Source organism: Ruegeria sp. K11 (assembly GCF_056531905.1).
In genome coordinates, this window is the sequence record NZ_JBQFMP010000005.1 from 98,998 (window position 1) to 120,268 (window position 21,271).

Consider the following 21,271-nt stretch of genomic DNA (forward strand, 5'->3'; position numbering starts at 1 on the left):
CATGATGCGCGAGATCCCTGGGGCGGCAAGCGGTATCCTCAGCTATTTCACCCGGCATCGCACGGTCGCGAACCTCCTGCTTCTGGTCATGCTGGTTCTGGGCGCGGCCGCAATCCCGAACATGCGCGCGCAGTTCTTCCCCGATGTCATCCTCGAACGCGTGGACGTGACCGTTACCTGGGACGGGGCCGGGCCGGAGGACATGGATAACGGCATCGTTCAGGTGCTGGAGCCGGTATTGCTGGCCGTTGAAGGTGTCACCAGCACCGAGGCGAACTCTCATCCCGGCTGGACCCGCGTGCGTATGGAATTCGAGCCCAATTGGGACATGGGACGCGCCGTCGAGGATATCCGCACTGCCGTTGACGGTGTAACCGATTTGCCCGAAGACGCCGACGAGCCGCGTATCCGGCGCGGGGCCTGGCGGGATCGGGTTACGGATGTGGTGATCACAGGCCCCACGGATCCCGAACAAATCGCACGTTTCACTGACGAATTCATCAATCGACTATTTGCCGAAGGCGTCACGCGCACGACGATCCGGGGATTGGCCGCACCACGTGTCGTGGTTGAAGTGCCAACCGCGCAACTGATCGCCAACGATATCTCGATGTCAGACATAGCTACGGCCATATCTGCCGAGGTTACCACCAACCCCGCAGGCGAGGTATCCGGTGCCGGAGCCCGCATTCGGACCGGTGTCGAAAAGCGCAGCCCCGAGCAGATTGAGGGTATCGCGCTGCGGACCTTTGCGGACGGCTCGAAACTGGTTGTGGGCGATGTCGCGGAAATCCGGCTGGAGGGCGTGACCCGTGACCGGAGTTATTTTGTCGATGAGCATCCGGCCATGTCGATCCGGGTTGATCGTTCCAACCTGGGTGATGCGATTGCCATTCAGCGCACAGTCGAGAACGTGGCGCGCGAGGTGCAGGCCAGTCTTCCGTCGGGTGTTCAGATCGACCTGATCCGCACACGGGCGCAAGCCATTACCGATCGTCTGGATATTCTGATCGACAATGGTCTGCTGGGTCTGGGTCTTGTTGTCTGTCTGTTGTTTCTGTTCCTGAATGCCCGCATTGCCTTTTGGGTCGCGGCGGGTATCCCGGTGGCCATGTCGGCAGCAATTGCGCTGATGTATCTGGGTGGGTTGTCCATCAATATGGTCTCGCTCTTTGGCCTGATCATCACCTTGGGCATCGTCGTGGATGATGCTATCGTTGTGGGAGAGCACGCCGACTATCGCGCCCGCCGTCTGGGTGAAGCACCGATGATCGCGGCCGAACGTGCCGCGCGACGCATGGCTATGCCCGTCTTTGCCGCGACGATCACCACGGTCATCGCGTTCTTTGGTCTGACCGCCATCGGCGGGCGGTTTGGTGAGTTGATCCGCGACATCCCCTTTACCGTCATCGCGGTTTTGATCGCGTCGCTGATCGAGTGTTTTCTGATCCTGCCCAATCATATGGCCCACGCCATTGCGCATTCGGCCAAGGAGCATTGGTATGACTGGCCCAATCGGGTTGTAAACAAGGGCTTTCGCTGGGTGCGGGATCACCTATTCCGCCCGCTGGTGGGGTGGGTCGTCCGAGCGCGGTACGTCGTGGTTGCGGCGATGTGCGTGCTGCTGGCCAGCCAGATCGCCCTGTTCATTCGCGGCGATGTCAACTGGCGGTTCTTCAATGCGCCGGAACGCGGCTCTGTGACGGGTAATTTTGTCATGATCGAGGGAGCGACCCGCGCGGACACGATCGAGATGATGCGCATCCTGCAGAAAGCGACCGATGAGCTGGGTGAGATCTATGAAGAACGCCACGGTCGCAACCCGATTGACTACGTGCTGGCCGAAGTTGGCGGCAATGCCGGTTTTGGTCTTGCTGCCGCCGAAGGCAAAGACGGTGCTCTGTTGGGCGGGATTTCCATCGAACTGATCGACGCCGATCTGCGTCCTTATTCCAGTTTCGAATTTGTCGGCGAGTTGCAGAGCTTCGTGCCGCGCCATCCCAAGGTCGAAGTGCTCAGCTTCCGTGGCTGGCGCTCGGGCCCGGGTGGCGATGCCATTGATGTGCAGTTTACCGGCGCGGACGTGAATACTTTGAAAGCGGCGTCCGAGGATTTGAAGGCTGAGCTGTCGAAATACCCGGAAGTCACGGCGTTGGAGGACAGTCTCGCCTATGACAAGGAAGAGTTCAGTCTGGACCTGACCGCGCAGGGTCAGGCGCTGGGCTTTCGCATCGAAACGCTTGGCCGGGTGTTGCGCGACCGGTTGAGCGGGATCGAGGCCGCGACTTATCCTGTTGGTCCCCGAAGCGCCGAAATTCGTGTCGAACTGCCCGAAGATGAACTGACAGCCGATTTTCTGGAACGTACGCTGATGCGGTCTCCGGACGGGGTCTATGTTCCGCTGGCCGATATCGTGTCGGTCGAGCGGGAGGCCGGGTTCGCGGTCGTGCGGCGTGAGAACGGGTCCCGCGTCGTGTCGGTTAACGGAGACATATCCGAAGATGATCCCGCAAAGGCGGCCGAGATCGAGCGGGCGATGCGGGATGAAATCCTGCCCAACATCGCGGCAGAGCGGCAGGTCGAATGGGTCATGTCGGGGCTCAGCGAACAGGAAGACGAATTCCTGACCGAGGCCCGCACCGGTCTGATTCTATGCCTGACCGGTATTTATCTTGTGTTGGCCTGGGTCTTTGCCAGCTGGACGCGCCCGCTGGTGGTCATGGCCATTATACCGTTTGGCTTGGTCGGGGCCATTTGGGGCCACCACATCTGGGATGTCCCGCTGAGTATGTTCACGGTGGTTGGTCTGTTGGGGATGACCGGCATCATTATCAACGACTCGATTGTTCTGGTGACCACGATAGATGATTACCGACGCGACCGCGGGCTTGTTCCGTCGATCATCGAAGGCACAGCCGACAGGTTGCGCCCGGTGATGCTGACCACTCTGACCACAGTGCTGGGTCTGACGCCGCTGCTTTATGAAGGATCGCAGCAGGCGCAATTCCTGAAACCAACGGTGATTACGCTGGTTTACGGGCTGGGCTTTGGTATGGCGCTGATCCTGATGCTGGTGCCGGCGCTTTTGGCAATCCTCAATGACGTGGCCCGTCCCATGACCTCGATGCGCCGCGCGTTTCGTGCCCCGGATCGGGTCGTACGCAATGCAGTGCGGGGAACAGCCCTGGCGCTGGCGGCATGGCTGGGTGTCAGTATGATCTGGCCCGCACTGACCGGCGCGCCGTTGCCAGCGCTTGCGGGTTTCTATCCCGGGGCGGATGGGATGAGCATCCTGCATATGGGATTTGGTGTATTCGCTGCCGGGGCTATGCTGATCTTTGTGACCGGTGTGGTGGTGTCCGGGCTCTTGTACGCCCGCCTTGCAGGGCGCGCTCAGGCCTGATCAGAGCGAATGGCCGTGTCCAGCAGTTCCGGAACGCGGTCGCTCATCGGCAGGGTGCGTTGACGGACCTGGTCGGTCGGAAACCAGCGGGCATCGCGCGCGTCATCCGCCGCTTTCGGGCTGCCTGAAACATAGCGGCAGGCCACGCCTACCAACAGGTAATGCGTGTGCACCTGCCCGTGCGCGTCCCGGTGTATCAGGTCCAGATTGTCCAGATAATGCGAGGGGGTGGCGATCACGCCCGTCTCTTCGCGCAATTCGCGCGCCGCGGCCTGCATCACGGTCTCGCCAAATTCCACGTGACCGCCCGGAAAGCCCCAAAGCCCGGCGTCAGGCTTTTTGCCGCGCTGGACCAGCAACACGTGGTCCTGACGCAAGACAACAGCCAGCGCCCCGAGTTTCGGGATACGGGTCACTGTATCAGCCAGCGCTGCATCCCTGAATGTCCACTGCGTGATTGTCGCCCAGAACCGTGATCCGTACCTCGGACCGATCAAGCGCAAAGGCGCCGCCCGAGGCGCTGATCACCTCGGCGCTGGTGACCAGAGTATTGCCCTGCCGCCGGGTTTCCGGTTGCGAGGCCCAAAGCGTCGGGTTTCCGGGCTCGATGACCGTGATTTCGGTGCCACCGGCAGATGGCATGTCGATATGCGCCTCGATCCGCATGCCGTCCGATGTCGGCTGCAAAACGCAGCTGGCTCCGGCGACACCGGCCTCGCGCGCGGAAAACGGACGTTGTGCCAATGCCGCGGCAATGGCCGGGTTGCGGTCCGCGTCAGCGTTCAGCGTGTGGTCGAAATTCAGATGGCCTGGAACGCATACGTCCTTGCAGACCCCCAGATCCATCTCGCCGCGCAAGCGCACGGGCTCGGACGGGTTGACCGGCGTGATCCTTACGGGCAGCACCAGTTGATCTTCGTATCCGATTGACCGCAGCCCATTCTGATCAAATACATCGGGCGCGGGCCATGTGATGTCGACAGCACCCACGTTACCCGAATGGCTCCAGTCGAAATTCGGCGGGATGCCCGCGTCGCCCGGCGCGCGCCAGTATGTTTTCCACCCATCCTGCAGGGTCAGGCGCAACGCACCCTGATAGGTGCCGTCAGCGGCTTTCCCGCCATCCAGCACTTCGAGTTGCACAAGCTGATCCACCCCTTGCGCAAAAGAGGGGCTGGCCAGCATCAGGCTGGCAGTCAGGGCGGCTGCGGCGGGTTTCCAGAGCATCATCATATGTCCAAAATGCGCATTGCGGTCATGAATGCCAAGTCACGTTCCGGTCACCGTGATGAAATACACTGAAATCCCCTTTGATCCCTTGCCATTCCCCACCTCGCGGGGGCATTGTTGAGAGGGTTTATTTCCGAAAGATGTCTGCCTCATGGACCTTACCGGCAAATTGTTGATCGCGATGCCTGGCATGGGCGATCCGCGATTCGAGCATTCGGTGGTGTATATCTGCAGCCATGGCGACGATGGCGCGATGGGTCTGATCGTCAACAAACCGTCAGACCTGCGGTTCAAGACGCTGCTGGAACAGCTGAACATCCCGTGCCGTGTGCCTGCGGTAGGCGAACGTCTGGTGCATTTCGGCGGTCCGGTTGAAATGTCGCGCGGCTTTGTCCTGCACAGCGCGGATTACGAGGCGAATTTGCACTCGATGCAGATATCCCAGGATTTCAGCATGACGGCCACGCTGGACGTGCTCGAGGATCTGTCCTCGGGGCGGGGCCCGCTCAACGCGATGCTGACTTTGGGCTATTCCGGTTGGGGGCCGGATCAGCTTGAGGATGAAATCGCCATGAATGGCTGGCTGACCACCGATGCTACCTCCAAACTGGTCTTCGACGTGCCCGATGACGAGAAATGGGAGGCAGCGCTGGCCACGCTTGGCGTTGATCCACTGAGCCTTTCGGCCAGTGCGGGGCGCGCCTGATCAGCTGTCACGCGGTGCGGCCGCCCGGCGCAGCCTGTCGTTGATCGCAACGCCCAATCCGACATTTGGGACCGGCGACACCGCAATGGGACGCCCGGTATCGTTCAAACGATGAAGGGCGGCAAACAGGTTTGCGGCGGCTTCGATCAGGTCACCGGATTGGGACAGGTTGACTGCGCAATCTACCGGGCCGAAACCCAGCATGACCTCATCTCCGGTTCGGTCGGTGGCGTTCAGGCGCACAGGGGCATCAGGGGCATAATGCGATTGCAACTGGCCGGGTGCTGTCAGCATATCGCCCGCTTGATGATGATGAAGTTGGGCGCCCAAGACGTTTTCGATCTGATCCAGAGACACACCTCCGGGGCGCAGCAACGAGGGCTCACCCGCCAATCCGACAATTGTCGATTCCAGCCCGACGCCACAGGGGCCATCATCCAGAATGGCGGCGATCCGACCGTCCAATCCGGCGCGGACATGGTCTGCGGTGGTGGGGCTGATCTGGCCAGAGGGATTTGCCGAAGGCGCAGCGACGGGCCCGTCAAAGGCAGCCAGCAAAGCGCGCGCGGTGGGATGGGCGGGCACACGAACCGCCAGCGTATCAAGCCCGGCGGTTACCAGCGACGACACCTCATGCCCGGGGCGCAACGGCAGGACCAGTGTCAGGGGGCCGGGCCAGAAGGCCTGAGCCAGCGCATCGGCCTGATCCGACCATTCCACAAACCGCTGCGCCGCGCGGGTCGATGCAATATGCGCGATCAACGGGTTGAAACTTGGGCGCCCCTTGGCCGCATAGATGCTGGCCACGGCCTCACCATTGCGGGCATCACCGCCCAATCCGTAAACTGTCTCGGTCGGAAAGGCGACCAGCAGACCCTGCCGCAGCAAATCCGCCGCCTGCGCGATGCCGCCGGGATCAGCGGACAATTCTTGCGTGCGGTAGGGGATCATGGGGCGTGACGCCGCGTTTTGATTGCGTGTACCATTCGGAAGGCTACTTAATCGTTCAGACCCAGATGCATAAAGGTGGGCGCAGAAGAATCCAACCCTGCCCGCGCCCGCTGACCAAGACAGCCTTAAGGAAAATCATGCCCTATCGCGCGCCTATCACCGATTATGAATTTCTGTTCCGCCACGCCGTCGACTTTGACCGGATCGCCGCCACGGAAAAATTCTCGGAGGCAAGCGCGGATGTGGTCAGCGCGATCCTGACCGAAGCGGGCAAGATGTGCGAAGAGGTGATGGCCCCGCTACAGCGTCCCGGCGATCTTGAACCCGCGCGGCTTGAAAATGGCGTTCTCAGGACCTCTCCGGGATATGCCGAAGGTTGGAAAGCGATTGCCGAAGGCGGTTGGATCGCGATGAGCGGTGATCCCGAATATGGTGGCATGGGTCTTCCGATGACCCTGACCACCGCCGTCAATGAGATGATGAGCGCCGCCTGCCTGTCCCTGCAACTGGCCCCGCTGATGTCTCAGGGTCAGATCGAAGCGCTGGAGCATCATGCAAGCGATGAGCTGAAAGCGCTCTATCTGCCCAAGATGATGGCGGGTGAGTGGTCGGGCACGATGAACCTGACTGAACCACAGGCCGGGTCGGATGTGGGTGCGCTGACCTCGAAGGCAGAACCAAACGGTGATGGCACCTATGCTGTTTCCGGTCAGAAGATCTATATTTCCTGGGGCGATAACGATTTTACCGAAAATGTCTGCCATCTGGTTCTGGCCCGGCTGCCCGATGGCGTTCCCGGCACCAAGGGTATTTCGCTGTTTCTGGTGCCCAAATACCTGCCGGATGAACATGGCAACCCCGGTGTGGCCAATGATCTGAAAGTGGTTTCGCTTGAACACAAGATGGGCCTGCACGGATCGCCGACCTGCGTCATGCAGTACGATGGCGCCAGGGGCTGGCTTGTCGGGGAAGAACACGGCGGTATGGCGGCGATGTTCACCATGATGAACAATGCACGTCTTGGCGTGGGGGGGCAAGGCGTCGGGGCCGCCGAAGGGGCCTATCAGCACGCGCTTGCCTATGCGCAGGAGCGCAAGCAGGGCAAGACGCCTTCGGGCACCATCATCGATCATGCCGATGTGCGTCGGATGCTGATGGGAATGCGCGCTGACACCTTTGCGGCACGCGCCATCATGCTGGCCAATGCGGCGGCGATCGACATGGCTGATGCGACGGGTGATCCTGAATGGGTGGCGCGTGCGGCGCTTCTGACGCCGATTGGGAAGGTCTTTGGCACGCAAACCGGAATGCGCGTCTCGGAAGAGGGCGTTCAGGTCCATGGCGGCATGGGCTTTATCGAGGAAACCGGTGCTGCGCAGTATTATCGCGATGTGCGTGTGACGGCGATTTATGAAGGCACCAACGGCATTCAAGCCATGGATCTGGTGGCGCGCAAGATGATGGATGGGGGCGAGGCGGCCTCGAACCTTTTGGATGAAATCGAGGACCACGCCGAACAGGCCCGGGCAACCATGCCGGAACTGGCCGGTCCCGTGTGGGAAGCAACCGAAAGCCTGCGCGAGGTCACGGAATGGCTTGTGTCGCAATCTGACATGAACACGCGTTTCGCGGGAGCAGTGCCATATCTGAAAGCCTTCGCCCGGGTTTTGGGTGCTCACTATCACCTCAAAGCGGCGCTGGTCGAACCCGAGGGTGCCCGATTCAAGCTGGCGCGGTACTACATCAACGCATTGCTGCCGGAATATTCCGGATTGCTGGTTCAGGCGCAGAACGGGGCCGAGGATATTTATGCCCTCAGCCCTGATGAGCTTGTCGCGTGATGGATGGCGACGCATCTCTGACGATCCGTTACCCGTGGCCTGAACCTCCGGCACCGGGCGAGGCGATCGAAATCGCCGACGGCGTACTGTGGATGCGCCTGCCGCTGCCCATGGCGCTGGATCATGTCAATGTCTATGCGCTGGAGGATGGCGACGGCTGGACGGTAATAGACACCGGATTTTCATCAAAAAAGACTCGTGCGATCTGGGAAACGCTGATGGCGGGGCCCTTGGCGGGCAAACCTGTGTCGCGTGTTGTGGTTACTCACCATCACCCCGATCATGTTGGCAATGCAGGTTGGTTCCAGTCCGAACACGGGGCCGAGTTGATCACAACCCGGACTGCCTGGTTGTTTGCACGGATGCTGACACTGGATGTGCAGGACACCTGGCCGCAGGAAACGCTGGGTTATTACCGTAGCGCCGGGATGGCCCCCGAAGTCCTGGCCAAGCGCCAGTCCGAGCGGCCTTTCAATTTTGCCGACATGGTCTATCCGATGCCGTTGGGCTTTACCCGGATCAAACAAGGCAGCGTGCTCCGTATGGGCGGACGCGATTGGGATGTGCATATCGGCAATGGTCACGCGCCCGAGCACGCGACATTCTGGAGCCGCGATGATCATCTGGTGCTGACCGGCGACCAGATTCTAAGTTCGATCAGTCCCAATCTTGGCGTCTACGTCACCGAACCCATGGCAGATCCGGTTGCGGAATGGCTGGAAGCCTGTGAACGCCTGCAAGGGCTGGCTCGGCCAGAGCATCTGGCGCTGGGCGGACACAAACTCCCCTTCACCGGCCTGCCTCTGCGCATGAAACAGTTGATCGAGAATCATCACGGTGCGCTGGATCGTCTGCGCGACTTTCTGGATGTCCCGAAGACCGCAGCAGACTGCTTTGCCCCTCTGTTCAAACGCCAGATCGGCGAGGGCGAATATGGCCTGGCGCTGGTCGAGGCGGTTGCACATCTGAACCACCTTTACCACATTGGTGTTGTCACCCGGACGCGGCGCGCGGACGGGGCGTGGGCGTTTCAACGCAAAGGGTAAAGCCATGGACAAGATCGAAACCTCGGCCGAAGCCGCTGAATCAGCAGCGCTGCCGCGATGCTACGAGGTTCACGCAAACCCCGAAACGCAATCCGGCAACAAAGAGCTGCCGGGCGCACTGCAACAGCCGGTCGAATCCAAAAGCCCGGCACAATGGGCTTATGAACGTTTGATCCTCTACATCCAGAACTTTGAAAAAACTCTGGATGGTGATCAAGAGGTTGCCATGGGCTTCACCGGCGGTGATGCCGGTGTGATGCGGATCGAAGGGATGGGCTATTTCGATCCGGATGTAATCACCTTCTTCGGATCGGATGCGACGGGTGCGCGGACACAGCTGGTTCAGCATGTCAGCCAGCTGAACGTGATGTTGCGGGCATTGCCCAAAACGGTCGAGGATAAACCAGCCAACCGCATCGGGTTCCGATTGGCGGCTGATCTGGAAGAAAGCTGATGACCTGACTTGCAATTCCGAATTTCACGGCCTTGAATGAATTGATCATTCAAGGGGGCACGATGTGACCGTTTTTTCTGCCGTTACAAACGCATACCGGGGCGCTTGGATCCGTCGCCGCGTTTTTGTGCCCATCTACGTTGCCGTTCGGTTCCTGCTGATTGCGCTGATCGCGCCCGGTGTGGCGATCACCGTGAACCTTGCGGTGTCATTGTCCGATCAGACTGCTTTGACGGATCAGGACATCGCAGCCTTCATCCTGTCGCCTGTCGGGTTCATCGCCGCAATAACGACCCTCAGTATTTTTCTCCTGGCCGAAGTCTTTGTGTTTTCGGTCATGGCCGGATCTTTGCGTATGGGCGAGAGCGATCCCTGGCGCGCCGGAAGTGCGGCGATCGGCCTGATCTTATCTCGCTTGCCCGCTCTGTTCGGCTTTGCGGCGCGTTTTGTGCTGCGCGTTTTGCTCCTGATCCTGCCCTTCGCCGTCGTCAGCGCTGTGATCGCGTGGTGGACACTGACCGAGTATGACATCAACTATTACCTGACCTTCCACCCACCGTCATTCTGGGTCGCTGTCGCGCTGATCGGTGCGGTGCTTCTGGTGATGGCCTGGGTGTTGATCCGGCAATTGTCGGCCTGGGCGTTGTCGCTGCATCTGGTGCTGTTTGAAACCGTCCACCCCGCGCATGCGTTCAGTATCAGCGCGCAACGGATGGAGGGCAAACGCGGGCACCTCAAGATCCAGCTGGGGCTTTGGCTGGCCATGCGGCTCGCGATTGCCACGTTGCTCGCCGCGGCTGCAGGGCTTTTGTTCGATCTGGTTCCGTTGCAGGGGGCGACGCATCTGCGTCTGGCGTTGATCTACAGCCTGGGTGTCGCGGCGCTCTGGTCTTTGGGGGGGCTGGTTCTGGCAGCAGTCGCACTGGGCGCGCTGGCGGTATTGCTGGACGGTTTCTTCGATATTCAAACCGCAGAGCCTGCGCATCCCGAGCCCGGATCGCTGCGGATGCCTCTTTTCCTGACCGTAGGGGTTACGGCTGTTGCCGTACTGATCGGGCTCTGGGTTGGGCAGCACATGTTGCAGCGGGTGCAGGCGCCGGACCGGGCCGAAGTGATCGGCCATCGTGGCGCTGCCGCATTGCGGCCGGAAAACACCATGGCTGCGATCCTGAAAGCGATGGAAGATGGCGCAGATTGGGTTGAAATCGATGTGCAGGAGTCAGCGGATGACGTAGTGATCGTGGCCCATGATAGTGATTTCATGAAGCTGGCAGGTGTGCCGCTGAAAGTTTGGGACGCCACCATGGCGGATGTGGCCGAGATCGATATCGGCAGCTGGTTCGATCCGGAATATGCCGATCAGCGTACGCCCACACTGCGTGAGGTTTTGGCGGCGGCCAAGGGACGTTCCAAGGTTATCATCGAGCTGAAATATTATGGCCATGACATCGATCTGGAAAACCGCGTCGCCGAGCTGGTCGAAGAGTTTGAAATGCAGGACGACATCGCGACGATGTCGCTGAAATACCCGGCGGTGCAGAAGATGAAAAAGCTGCGCCCGGAATGGCGGGCAGGTGTTTTGGCGGCGACGGCAGTTGGGGATTTGTCGGGGTTGGAAGGCGATTTTGTGGCCGTCAACGCTGCGATGGCGTCACCGGGGTTGGTGCGCTCAATTCAGGCGGCGGGCAAGGATATCTATGTCTGGACGGTGAATGACCCGCTGCAGATGTCCGCCATGGCGTCGATGGGCGTCGACGGGCTGATCACGGACCGCCCGGCAATGGCCAACGAAGTGCTGCGGGTCCGCGCTCAGATGGGGCCTGCGGAACGACTGTTGTTATGGCTGGCGACCCGGTTCGGCATGTCCATGGACCCTAAGGAAATGCGCGATGCGAGCCCTTAACCTGTCTCTTGCCATAGTTTGGCTTGCTGTGCCCGCCACCGCGCAAGAGGTTATGCGTGTGGTGGAACTGCCCGCACACCGGGCGCTTGTGGCGCAAAGCACAGGGGCCGAGCTTGCGCCGTTTGAAACCGACGGGTGTTCGGGCGGGTTGTCGTCCAGCTGGCGTCTGGTGGCGGAAACGTTCCCGAAGCTGGCGGATTTGTATGAGGCGCATCCGCCTTGGGAATATTGCTGCGTGACACACGACCAGGCCTATCACAATGCAGGTGGCGCGCATCAACCCGACGACAGTTTCGACGCCCGTCTGGCGGCGGACGATGCGCTGCGGTCTTGCGTTAAGGACCATGGCAAGACTCATGCCGACGAATACGCCGTGCGTTATGACATGACGCCCGAACAAATCCGGTCCGTCCATTCTATCACGGCCGAGGCGATGTATATGGCAGTTCGATTCGGGGGTGGCCCATGCAGCGGATTGCCCTGGCGATGGGGGTTCGGCTATCCGGGCTGTTCGGTCTTTGCCACGACGCCACCTGCGCGCGAATGACGTGGTGACAGGCCTGCGAATTTCGATTATCCAACATCTCAAACACGCGAATTGGGAATCTGTGACACATGGCTGAACACAAGCACGGCGAGATGGACATCACCGTTCAAACCAAAACCTTTGACGGGTTCGTCAAATTCACCACGTGGTGCGTGGTGGCGATCTTCTTCCTCTGCGTCTTCCTGGCGGTGTTCGCGTCTTAAAACGGACGAGGTTCACCCGTGTTCAGGATTGTCATTGCTTGCCTGCTGGCCGTACTGGTGGCGGGCTGCACCGGGTCACAGCGCCCTCAATCTGATCAGGCCGAGATCGTGGCCCGGTCCTATCGTGACCCGGGGCCATCGACCCTGACGCTGTACACGATGATCAACACCCGCACCGGATCGGGCGCGCACACTTCGCTGATGATCAGTGGCAGCGAACGGGTGATCTTTGACCCCGCAGGCTCATTCCGGGCGGATGTCGTGCCAATCCGGGATGATGTTCTGTATGGGATCACGCCAAATGTGGAACGCGCCTATCGCAGCAGCCACGCGCGCGAGACCCACTATGCCCGCATCCAGACCATCGAGGTGACGCCGCAGCAGGCCGAGATCGCGCTGCAGCTGGCCAAACAATCCGGCCCGGTGGCCAGTGCGTTCTGCGCAAATTCGACTGCCGGCATCCTGCGTCAGGTGCCGGGCTTTGAAGAGATTGACGTGACATTCTACCCGGTCAAGCTGTCCGATCAGTTTGGCCAGTTACCGGGTGTTGTCACGACTGAATACCGCGAGAATGACGATGCCGACCTTCAGAAGGGTCTGGCGGCCAACAATGCGCGTCTGAATCAGCTGGAAACGGTCTCAACCCAATAAGAACAGGAGCCCGTAAAGCGTCGCTGCCCCGGTGAGAATCGCGGCGATCACGTTTTTTGTTGTCACTCCGACCGCCAGCGCCACGGCAGCCGCGACCATCCGTGGGGTATCAGGTTGCCCGTCGGTGGCCGTCGGCCAGACGACCAGAGGCGCGATGAGGGCCGGGATGATAGCCACCGCCGTGTAACGCAAATGCCGCAGCAGCCACGGGGGCATCGGACGGTCACCGACCAGACCAATAAAGGTAAAGCGCAGGGCATAGCTGCCGAGCGCAAGCCCCGCGATGACGATCCACAAAGTGATGGGGTCGATCTGCGTCATGGTTTTCTGCGCTCCATCATCAACTCCGCCTGCGCCCCTGCGATCATACCTGCCGCTCCGGCGATCAGCAGGCCGAGATTGAACGGGACGGCCACGGTCAGCAGCGCGACGCTGATGGCGACAAAGGCCGCGACCACATGCGCGAGCGTCCGCATCATCGGGCCGATCATGGCCAGAAATGTGATCGGCAGTGCAAAATCCAGCGCCCAGCTTTCCGGGATCTGCGCACCCAGCACCGCGCCGATATAGGTGGCAAGCATCCATGTCGGCGTAAGCGGGGTGATTGCACCAAAGAAATAGGCCATCCGCTGCGGAACTGTCATCTTCCGTTCTTTTTCGAACTGAACGATCGAGCAGGCGTAAGATTGATCCACGATCAAATACGCGGCACAAGCCCTCTGCCATAGCGGCGCGGCCCCAAGGTAAGGTGTCAGCGAGGCAGAATACATCGCCACGCGCAAATTAACGGCCAACGCCGAAACCAGCACAATGGCGGTCGGCGTGTTATCCTGCAGCAATTGCAACGCGGTAAATTGCGCAGCACCCGCAAAGACCGTGGCAGAAAAGGCGATGGTCTGGGCTACATTCAGCCCGGCCTCGGTGGCGAAGACGCCGAACAGCAGACCAAAAGGAACAGCGACAACGACAAAAGGCGTCCCGTCGCGAAAACCCTTCCAGAAGTATGACTTGGATGTGGTGTCTGCCATGTCTAGATCCTATGGTGTTGCCCGCAGCAGTAGCGGTCTTGGGAAAGGGTTGCAATTGGCCACGGAACTGAACCTTTCGGACTACATCATCGCTCCTGATCCGGGCGCAGTGCGTTTGACCCGCGCAGTTGAGGGCGTCGACCAGAATGGAGAGGTCAGCCAGATCTCGGTGGTCGAAGAGCGTCCGCTGACGATTTTCCTCAATTCTCAGGAGATCGTGACCGCGATGACCATCGGCGATTATCCTGAATATCTGGCGCTGGGGTTCCTGCGCAATCAGGGGATGTTGCTGGCGGATGACCAGATCACGCGTGTCGATTATGACGACGATCTTGAAACCGTTGTCGTGCGTACCGAACGCGAAACCTCCTACGAAGACAAGTTAAAGAAAAAGACCCGCACCAGCGGCTGCGCCGTGGGCACGGTGTTTGGTGACATGATGGAGGGTCTTGAGAATGTGCGCCTGCCGCAGGTGCAGGTACGGACTTCGTGGCTCTATGACCTTGCGGCCAAGATCAACCGGACGCCGTCGCTGTACCTTGAGGCAGGGGCCATCCACGGCACGGTACTGTGCCGCAAAAACCGACCGCTGGTTTATATGGAGGACGTGGGCCGCCACAACGCAGTCGACAAGATCGCAGGCTGGATGCTGTCCGAGGGTGAAAGGGCAGAGGACAAAATCCTTTACACCACCGGGCGGTTGACATCCGAGATGGTGATCAAGACAGCCATGATGGGTATTCCGGTGCTGGCGTCGCGGTCGGGTTTCACCGCCTGGGGCGTCGAGATCGCGCGTGAGGTCGGTCTGACTCTAATTGGCCGAATGCGTGGTCAACGGTTTGTTTGCCTGTCCGGCGAGGACCGTCTGCTGCGCGATATTGACCCGGACAGTGTGGCGGTTGAGGACAAGAAACATCGACGTAAGAGTGCCAAACATTGATTGACCCGTGGTGGATCGTGATTGCTGCTTTTACGTGGATTGGTTCAGGTTTCTTTTGTTTGTTGGTATTTTGGAAGGTTTGGAATGGGCTCAGTCAGTATCTTCAGCTTATGTATGCCAAACACATAATCGAGCTTCGAAATTATGACTTTCCAGCAGAAAACCCCATGCCTGTTCCAATGGGAGTCTCAAAGAGCTGCAGGCGTTCAAGACTATTTTTTCGCCTTCTGATCTGGGGAGCACCTCCAATTCCTGAAACGCCGAAAGACGCTTCTTCGGCAATCAGGTCAGCCCGTCTGTGGTGGTTTCTAAGCATGATCTTTGTTGGGCTGGGTATTGTTGGATTGAGTTTTTTAGCCGTCGAATTTCTTTATCTGTCCATTATCAGCGTCATGCTCTATCTGATAATTTTAAGACCCGTCCCATGGAGATGACATGCCCACGACCAATCCACTAGGAGTGATCCTCGCAGGCGGCTTGGCGACCCGGATGGGCGGCGGCGACAAAGGGCTGCTGCAAATCGGCGGGCAGAGCCTGATGGCACATGTAATCGACCGGCTCGCGCCTCAGGTGGGTGGGCTGGCGCTGAACGCCAATGGCGAACCTGCGCGGTTCTCTGACCTGAACCTGCCGATCCTGCCCGATACGATCGAAGGCTTCGCGGGCCCTTTGGCCGGAGTGCTGGCGGGTTTGGACTGGGCCGCCGAGAAGGGTGCGGACAGCATTGTCACTGCCGCCGCAGACACGCCGTTCTTTCCGCGCGATCTGGTGGTGCGATTGACCGATGCAGCAAAGGGGCAAGCCCATCCGTTGGTGCTGGCCACCACACCGCGCACTGGGGATGAGGCGCTGAAATCAGGGGGTGGCAAGCGGGTCAATCGGCATCCGACCTTTGGCCTCTGGCCCGTTGCGCTGCGCGATGATTTGCGGGCGGCTCTGAATGACGGGTTGCGCAAGGTGGTCCTGTGGACGGACCAACATGACGGGCGCGAGGCGTTGTTTTCGGCCGAGCCGTTTGATCCTTTCTTTAACGTCAACACGCCGGACGATCTGGCGCGCGCCGAAGACCTGTTGGAGCTGGCATGAGGCTTTACGGCGTCACGGGTTGGAAAAATGCGGGCAAAACCGGCCTGATGGAGCGGTTGGTGACCGAGATCGCTGGTCGTGGGCTAACAGTCTCAACCCTCAAACACGCGCATCATGGTGTCGACGTCGATCAGCCGGGCACAGACAGCTATCGCCATCGTATCGCCGGCGCGTCCGAGGTGCTTTTGGCCTCGGGCCAGCGGGTTGCCATCATGCAGGAGTTGCGCGGTGCGCCCGAGCCGTCTTTGGCCGCGCTGCTTGCTCGGTTATCTCCGGTTGATCTGGTGCTGATCGAAGGCTTCAAACGCGAGGCGCATCCAAAGATCGAAGCGTTTCGAGCCGAAACCGGCAATCCGTTGATCGCCACGGACAACGCCACCATCCGGGCGGTGGCCAGTGATACGCCGCTGCAGTTGGACCGCCCGGTGTTCGATCTGGACGACACAGCCGCCATCGCGGATTTCATTCTGCGCGAAACCGGCCTGTAAGGATGTTTGACACCTTTGCGATGGTCGACTGGTCCGGTGGAAATGACACGGGGATACGTCCGCGCAAGGATGCGATCTGGGGATGTGTCATGCGTCCCGGCGTCATGATCGGGCCCGAGTACCTGCGCAACCGGCAGGTCGCGGAACGCTGGCTGCAGGATCTGATTGAGGATGAGCTGGCTGCGGGCCGACGCCTTTGTCTGGGGTTCGACTTTCCGTTCGGTTATCCGAAAGGATTCGCACGTGCGCTGACCGGGTCGGACGATCCCCTGACCCTTTGGGATTGGTTCGAGGCACGGATCGAGGATAGTCCCGCAGCCAATAACCGCTTTGACCTGGCGGGTGAAATCAACCGGATGTTCGGTGGCAAGGGCCCGTTCTGGTTCAATGGTCTGCGCCGTGACATTGACGGTTTGCCTTCGACGAAAGCAGATTACGAAAACCCGTTTCCAGAGCGCCGGGAGGTCGAAACCCTGCCCGCTGCCAGGGGCAGTTTCACTTGCTGGCAGATGGGCGGGGCAGGCGCGGTCGGAGGTCAGGTCATGACCGGCATCGCAGTGCTGGCAAGACTGCGCCGCGCCTTTCCCGGTCAGGTCTCGGTCTGGCCGTTCGAGCCGCTGGAGACGCCGGTCTCCTTTGTCGAGATCTGGCCGTCACTCGATCTGGGTACAGCCCCGAAGGGGCAGATCAAAGATGCGTGGCAGGTTGAACAGGTGGCGGTGTCTCTGGCAAAGATGGCCAAGGCTGACCTGAACGCCTATCTGGATGTCAGCGCGCAGGAAGAAGGGTGGATATTTGGCGTGATGCAGAACAAGTCAGAGATTTCTCCGCCCCCGTTGCGCAATGACTGCTTTGCCCTGCCTGCGGGCGTGGACTGGACGCCCGTAGATGACGCATTGGCGTTGTTGCGGGATCGGTTGACGGCGGTAACTGTGGTTGAAACGGTTCCGGTTGCGCTTGCGGCAGATCGGATCTTGGCGCAGGATATCCATGCCAGGCGGTCCAACCCGCCGCAACCCAACACGGCTGTGGATGGATATGGCTTCGCCGGGCCTGTGCATGACGGGCCGCATCTGATGCCAGTGATGGATGGCCGCGCGGCGGCAGGTATCCCGTTCGAGGGCTTTGTGCCCGCCGGATTCGCGCTTCGCGTGCTTACTGGCGCAGCGCTGCCCGAAGGGGTCGATACGGTCATTCTGCAGGAAGATGTGACCGCTGAGGATGGGCAGATCGCCTTTAACGGCCCCCTAAAGAAAGGGGCCAATACGCGCCGCGCAGGCGAGGATGTGGCCGCTGATGCGCTTGCATTGCCTGCCGGGCGCAGGTTGACACCGCCCGATCTGGCTTTGCTGTCAGCCATTGGTGTTTCCGAGGTTCCGGTGCGCGAAACGTTGCGCGTGGCGGTGTTGTCGACCGGAGACGAACTGATAGAGCCGGGAGACAGTGCCGGGCCCGGTCAGATATACGATGCCAACCGCCCGATGTTGCTGTCACTGATCGGTCGCATGGGCTTTCAGCCGGTCGATCTGGGGCGTGTTCCGGATGATCGCGCCGCCCTGCGCGACCGGTTGGATCAGGCGGCGCAAAAGGCGGATGTGATCCTGACCAGCGGTGGCGCATCTGCAGGGGACGAAGACCATGTCTCAGCCCTGTTGCGCGCGGCGGGCGCGATGCAGGAATGGCGGATCGCCCTGAAACCCGGACGGCCTCTGGCGCTGGGCATGTGGCAAGGTAAGCCTGTGTTCGGTCTGCCGGGCAACCCGGTTGCCGCACTTGTCTGTACGCTCATTTTTGCCCGCCCGGCCTTGGGTCTTTTGGCTGGCGAAGGCTGGCAGGCACCACAAGGGTTTGATCTGCCCGCCGCCTTTGAAAAACGCAAGAAACCGGGGCGGCGCGAATACCTGCGCGCCCGCATGCGTGATGGCCGGGCCGAGGTGTTTGCCTCGGAAGGGTCGGGCCGGATCAGCGGGCTCAGCTGGGCCGAAGGTCTTGTCGAGATCGAAGATGGCGCGCGCCATATAGAACCGGGCGATATGGTCCGATTCATCCCATATGGAAGTTTCGGACTTTAGTCGAACGTACCCGCGACGCGACCGACCAGCATGAAAGCCCGCGCTGTGCGCGTCTCGCCCAATGCGGAAAGGTCGCTGTCGCTGGCCTCGGGTTCGAAATCCACGATCATGTGGTCGAACTGCCGCAAGAAATGATGCGCCGCGTCTTTGAAGATTGGATCCTGTTTCATGCGGGCCGCCGTCAGGGCCAGTGACGACCGGTCGCGAATTCCACCCAGGGCAGCCACAGCCCGGCCACGCTCGCCCTGGGCGAACTGACGCCAGATCTCGGGCCGGGCCATATCTGGACGCAGATCATCCATGTATATCCCCTCCTGGCTGAGCAGGGTCAGAACGTCCTGAGAGGCCTGCACCAGCTTGGCCGCCTTGCGGTCCTTTAGCGCCAGCCGCAGGGCGTCGAACCCTTCCGCATCATCCTGCGTCTCGGGGAAGTTGAGGGCGCGAATGAAGATATCGGTCGGCAGGGGCGGCGCGATATCTTCGGCCGGGGTTCCAAGTTCAAGTGACGGCTGAGCCCCGGTTCCGGTCGGTGCCGACGCGCGCGCGGGCTCGGTCCGGTTCGAGGAAAAGGTCGCCAGTGCGCTTTCGGTCTTTTTGGCCGATTTTGCGATTTCATCCAATTTTTTGCCCACAGCGGGTTCATAAGCACTGGCTGCGCGCTGTTGCTGGGTGACATATGTATGCCGGATCGCGTCGATGGCGGTCTGCAAGCGGGCGCTTTCCTCGCGCATGACCCTGCTGGTTCGCATCGCGATGGCTGCAACCCAGATCATGGCCACGGGCATGAACACGGCCAGAAATGTAACAATCAGCCCGCCGCCCTGCGTCTGGCCGGGAATGACCAGAAAAACCACCGAGACAAGCAGCCAGATCACGCTGAGCACAACGGCCACGATTTCGATCTCGGTCACAGCTTGCTTGTCCGGGCGATCATAGATGCCCAGCGAGGTCGGTTTTTCCGAGTCTGGTTCCGGAGTGGAATCCGACATGCCAAACGCTCCGATCAGGCGTATTCGATACTTAGAATTTCATAGGACCGCACGCCGCCGGGCGTGCGCACCTCGACACTGTCGCCTTCTTCCTTGCCGATGAGGGCGCGGGCGATGGGTGATTTGATGTTCAGAAGGCCCGCTTCGATATTGGCCTCATATTCACCCACAATCTGCCAGGTCTTTTCCTCGTCAGTGTCTTCATCGACCAGCGTGACCTTGGCCCCGAATTTGATCGCACCGGACAGTTTGGCGGGGTCGATCACATCCGCCAGCGACAGGATGCCCTCAAGCTCTTTGATGCGGCCTTCGATAAAGCCCTGCTTTTCGCGGGCCGAGTGATATTCGGCGTTTTCCTTCAGGTCGCCCAGTTCACGGGCCGAGGCGATGGCTTCGATAATCGCCGGGCGTTCGACCGATTTGAGGTTCTTCAGCTCTGCCGCAAGCGCGGCATTGCCCGCAGGCGTCATGGGGATTTTTTCCATAGTCTTGTCGTCCACGCATAAACTGTGTCGCCCCGCCGCCAGAAATCAGCGTCGGGGCGAATGATGGGTCGGCATTTACCTGACCCAAATGAGGCGTGAATTGCAAGGGGGCAGGCGCGTGTTGTGACGCAACCCGCAACTTAGCGCCGTTTCGGTGGTGGAGGTTCTCGCCTGTGGCGCGATCCCAGAAGGTTGCCGCGCCGCCAGCGATGGGCCTCGGACCCCAGCCAGAGCAGTTCAATCATACTGGACCACCTCGAACTCGATGCCATTGTCGTCGCGGAAATAGAACCGGCGGCCCGGCTCGTAATCGGCGTGATTATGCGGCTCGAACCCGGCCTCTTTGACCTTGGCCTCGGTGGCATCTAGATCTTCGACCAACACGCCGACATGATTCAACCCGCCGACAACGTCATAGCTGCTGTTGGTCAGCGGCTTGGGGTCGCCGGGGTTGTACAGCGCCAGATAGGTGTGCGGCCCGCCGACATGCACGGTATAGCCGCCCGCGATGGCCGGGCCTTCCCAGCGGGTTTTCCAGTCAAAGACCTTTTCCATCCACGCGGCCGAGGCTTTGGGGTCGCGGACGGTGAAATTGGTATGTTCAAGCGTCGCCATCATGGGAACTCCTTTGTGAATTGAGGCTTGTCCCGACTCACCGTAATTTCTAAACCTAACTTTAGGTCAAGGAATATTTGCGAGGGTCTCATGGCAGTTTCCGAAGGGCTTGCAATCGGCGCGCTGGCCCGGCGCACTGGGCTGGCGGTGTCGGCCATCCGGTATTACGAGGCGCAGGGTCTGATCGCGCCCTGGCGCAATGCGGGCGGGCAGCGGCGCTATCAGCGGGCGGACATCAGGCGGCTGAGCTTTGTCATGATCGCCCAGCAGTTTGGTCTGACCCTGCCGGAAATCCGCGAGGTTCTGTCCGGCCTGCCGGGCAACCGTACCCCCACGCCGCAGGACTGGAAAGCGATCAGCGTCAATCTGCGCGCGCATCTGGATCAGCGAATCGATACGCTGATGCGGCTGCGCGACAATCTGGATGGCTGCATCGGGTGCGGGTGCCTCAGCCTGCCCAAATGCCGACTTTACAACCCCGATGACCGGGCCAAATCCCATGGTAGCGGTCCCAGATACCTGATGGGTGATGCGCCAGAGGGCTGATGTGTCGAATAGCGGCATTGTTACGCCGTGTTTCGATTGACCAAGCTCTTTCAGACCATGTAATCAGCCGTGAAACAATATTGCGCC

The 21,271-nt window shown here is 60.3% G+C and carries 23 protein-coding genes; 15 read left to right on the forward strand and 8 right to left on the reverse strand.

What is annotated here, in order from left to right; all coding sequences use genetic code 11:
• The first annotated feature begins 1 nt into the window (after position 1).
• Entirely contained in the window at positions 2 to 3,403 is a 3,402-nt protein-coding gene (locus ACR0K4_RS09450; RefSeq protein WP_480853765.1) for an efflux RND transporter permease subunit, read from the forward strand.
• On the opposite strand, the gene ACR0K4_RS09455 is transcribed toward ACR0K4_RS09450, so the two are convergent.
• Positions 3,394 to 3,819 carry an NUDIX hydrolase gene (locus ACR0K4_RS09455; protein WP_480853767.1) on the reverse strand — a complete coding sequence of 142 codons (426 nt, stop codon included), beginning with the start codon at positions 3,817 to 3,819 and terminating at the stop codon, positions 3,394 to 3,396. The genes ACR0K4_RS09450 and ACR0K4_RS09455 overlap by 10 nt on opposite strands.
• Before the next feature lie 4 nt (positions 3,820 to 3,823).
• Complete coding sequence (locus tag ACR0K4_RS09460) at positions 3,824 to 4,636, reverse strand: protein-disulfide reductase DsbD domain-containing protein (protein WP_480853768.1); 813 nt, start codon at positions 4,634 to 4,636, stop codon at positions 3,824 to 3,826.
• Positions 4,637 to 4,784: 148 nt separating this feature from the next.
• Here ACR0K4_RS09460 and ACR0K4_RS09465 point away from each other — a divergent pair, with 148 nt between their 5' ends.
• A complete protein-coding gene (locus ACR0K4_RS09465) occupies positions 4,785 to 5,339 on the forward strand; it encodes a YqgE/AlgH family protein (protein WP_480853769.1) in 555 nt (184 codons plus the stop codon).
• Here the strand turns inward: ACR0K4_RS09465 and ACR0K4_RS09470 are convergent, their stop codons facing one another.
• On the reverse strand, positions 5,340 to 6,290 hold the full coding sequence (locus ACR0K4_RS09470; protein WP_480853770.1) for an L-threonylcarbamoyladenylate synthase: 951 nt from the start codon (positions 6,288 to 6,290) through the stop codon (positions 5,340 to 5,342).
• Between the two features lie 137 nt (positions 6,291 to 6,427).
• On the opposite strand from ACR0K4_RS09470, the gene ACR0K4_RS09475 reads away from it, so the two are divergent.
• The 7 genes from ACR0K4_RS09475 (at position 6,428) to ACR0K4_RS09505 (ending at position 12,935) form a co-directional block, all read left to right on the forward strand.
• Positions 6,428 to 8,131, forward strand: a complete 1,704-nt coding sequence (locus ACR0K4_RS09475; RefSeq protein ID WP_480853771.1) for an acyl-CoA dehydrogenase family protein — start codon at positions 6,428 to 6,430, stop codon at positions 8,129 to 8,131.
• Positions 8,131 to 9,177, forward strand: a complete 1,047-nt coding sequence (locus tag ACR0K4_RS09480) for an MBL fold metallo-hydrolase (protein WP_480853927.1) — start codon at positions 8,131 to 8,133, stop codon at positions 9,175 to 9,177. Before ACR0K4_RS09475 ends, ACR0K4_RS09480 begins: the two co-directional genes overlap by 1 nt.
• Positions 9,178 to 9,181: 4 nt before the next feature.
• The gene (locus tag ACR0K4_RS09485) at positions 9,182 to 9,631 is read left to right on the forward strand and encodes a DUF6173 family protein (RefSeq protein WP_480518193.1); all 450 of its coding nucleotides are present in this window, start codon (positions 9,182 to 9,184) and stop codon (positions 9,629 to 9,631) included.
• 64 nt (positions 9,632 to 9,695) lie between these two features.
• Complete coding sequence (locus tag ACR0K4_RS09490; RefSeq protein ID WP_480853772.1) at positions 9,696 to 11,534, forward strand: glycerophosphodiester phosphodiesterase family protein; 1,839 nt, start codon at positions 9,696 to 9,698, stop codon at positions 11,532 to 11,534.
• Complete coding sequence (locus tag ACR0K4_RS09495; protein ID WP_480853773.1) at positions 11,521 to 12,081, forward strand: hypothetical protein; 561 nt, start codon at positions 11,521 to 11,523, stop codon at positions 12,079 to 12,081. The genes ACR0K4_RS09490 and ACR0K4_RS09495 overlap by 14 nt, the downstream gene beginning before the upstream one ends.
• Positions 12,082 to 12,149: 68 nt before the next feature.
• A complete protein-coding gene (locus ACR0K4_RS09500; protein WP_480518199.1) occupies positions 12,150 to 12,284 on the forward strand; it encodes an aa3-type cytochrome c oxidase subunit IV in 135 nt (44 codons plus the stop codon).
• Between the two features lie 18 nt (positions 12,285 to 12,302).
• Complete coding sequence (locus ACR0K4_RS09505) at positions 12,303 to 12,935, forward strand: hypothetical protein (RefSeq protein WP_480518201.1); 633 nt, start codon at positions 12,303 to 12,305, stop codon at positions 12,933 to 12,935.
• Here ACR0K4_RS09505 and ACR0K4_RS09510 read toward each other — a convergent pair.
• A complete protein-coding gene (locus tag ACR0K4_RS09510) occupies positions 12,924 to 13,256 on the reverse strand; it encodes an AzlD domain-containing protein (protein WP_480853774.1) in 333 nt (110 codons plus the stop codon). The genes ACR0K4_RS09505 and ACR0K4_RS09510 overlap by 12 nt on opposite strands.
• Positions 13,253 to 13,963 (reverse strand): AzlC family ABC transporter permease, encoded by a 711-nt coding sequence (locus tag ACR0K4_RS09515; RefSeq protein WP_480518204.1) that lies wholly within the window; start codon positions 13,961 to 13,963, stop codon positions 13,253 to 13,255. The genes ACR0K4_RS09510 and ACR0K4_RS09515 overlap by 4 nt, the downstream gene beginning before the upstream one ends.
• Here ACR0K4_RS09515 and fdhD point away from each other — a divergent pair.
• Genes fdhD through ACR0K4_RS09540 form a run of 5 tightly spaced genes read left to right on the forward strand, consistent with a single transcriptional unit; the run spans position 13,962 to position 18,549 of the window.
• Positions 13,962 to 14,903, forward strand: a complete 942-nt coding sequence (gene fdhD / locus ACR0K4_RS09520) for a formate dehydrogenase accessory sulfurtransferase FdhD (RefSeq protein WP_480518206.1) — start codon at positions 13,962 to 13,964, stop codon at positions 14,901 to 14,903. The genes ACR0K4_RS09515 and fdhD overlap by 2 nt on opposite strands.
• Positions 14,900 to 15,337: a hypothetical protein gene (locus tag ACR0K4_RS09525; RefSeq protein WP_480518208.1), complete on the forward strand. Its 438-nt coding sequence runs from the start codon at positions 14,900 to 14,902 to the stop codon at positions 15,335 to 15,337. The genes fdhD and ACR0K4_RS09525 overlap by 4 nt, the downstream gene beginning before the upstream one ends.
• Position 15,338: 1 nt before the next feature.
• Complete coding sequence (mobA, locus tag ACR0K4_RS09530; protein WP_480853775.1) at positions 15,339 to 15,989, forward strand: molybdenum cofactor guanylyltransferase MobA; 651 nt, start codon at positions 15,339 to 15,341, stop codon at positions 15,987 to 15,989.
• On the forward strand, positions 15,986 to 16,477 hold the full coding sequence (mobB, locus tag ACR0K4_RS09535; protein ID WP_480518212.1) for a molybdopterin-guanine dinucleotide biosynthesis protein B: 492 nt from the start codon (positions 15,986 to 15,988) through the stop codon (positions 16,475 to 16,477). Before mobA ends, mobB begins: the two co-directional genes overlap by 4 nt.
• Positions 16,478 to 16,479: 2 nt before the next feature.
• Complete coding sequence (locus ACR0K4_RS09540) at positions 16,480 to 18,549, forward strand: molybdopterin-binding protein (protein WP_480853776.1); 2,070 nt, start codon at positions 16,480 to 16,482, stop codon at positions 18,547 to 18,549.
• Here the strand turns inward: ACR0K4_RS09540 and ACR0K4_RS09545 are convergent.
• From ACR0K4_RS09545 to ACR0K4_RS09555, 3 genes are all read right to left on the reverse strand, one after another.
• A complete protein-coding gene (locus ACR0K4_RS09545) occupies positions 18,546 to 19,538 on the reverse strand; it encodes a hypothetical protein (RefSeq protein ID WP_480518216.1) in 993 nt (330 codons plus the stop codon). The genes ACR0K4_RS09540 and ACR0K4_RS09545 overlap by 4 nt on opposite strands.
• A gap of 14 nt (positions 19,539 to 19,552) precedes the next feature.
• Entirely contained in the window at positions 19,553 to 20,023 is a 471-nt protein-coding gene (gene greA / locus ACR0K4_RS09550) for a transcription elongation factor GreA (RefSeq protein ID WP_480853777.1), read from the reverse strand.
• 237 nt (positions 20,024 to 20,260) lie between these two features.
• Positions 20,261 to 20,641, reverse strand: coding sequence for a VOC family protein (locus tag ACR0K4_RS09555; RefSeq protein ID WP_480518220.1), 381 nt, complete (start codon positions 20,639 to 20,641; stop codon positions 20,261 to 20,263).
• A gap of 87 nt (positions 20,642 to 20,728) precedes the next feature.
• Here ACR0K4_RS09555 and soxR point away from each other — a divergent pair, with 87 nt between their 5' ends.
• The gene (gene soxR, locus ACR0K4_RS09560) at positions 20,729 to 21,184 is read left to right on the forward strand and encodes a redox-sensitive transcriptional activator SoxR (protein WP_170712595.1); all 456 of its coding nucleotides are present in this window, start codon (positions 20,729 to 20,731) and stop codon (positions 21,182 to 21,184) included.
• Positions 21,185 to 21,271 lie beyond the last annotated feature (87 nt).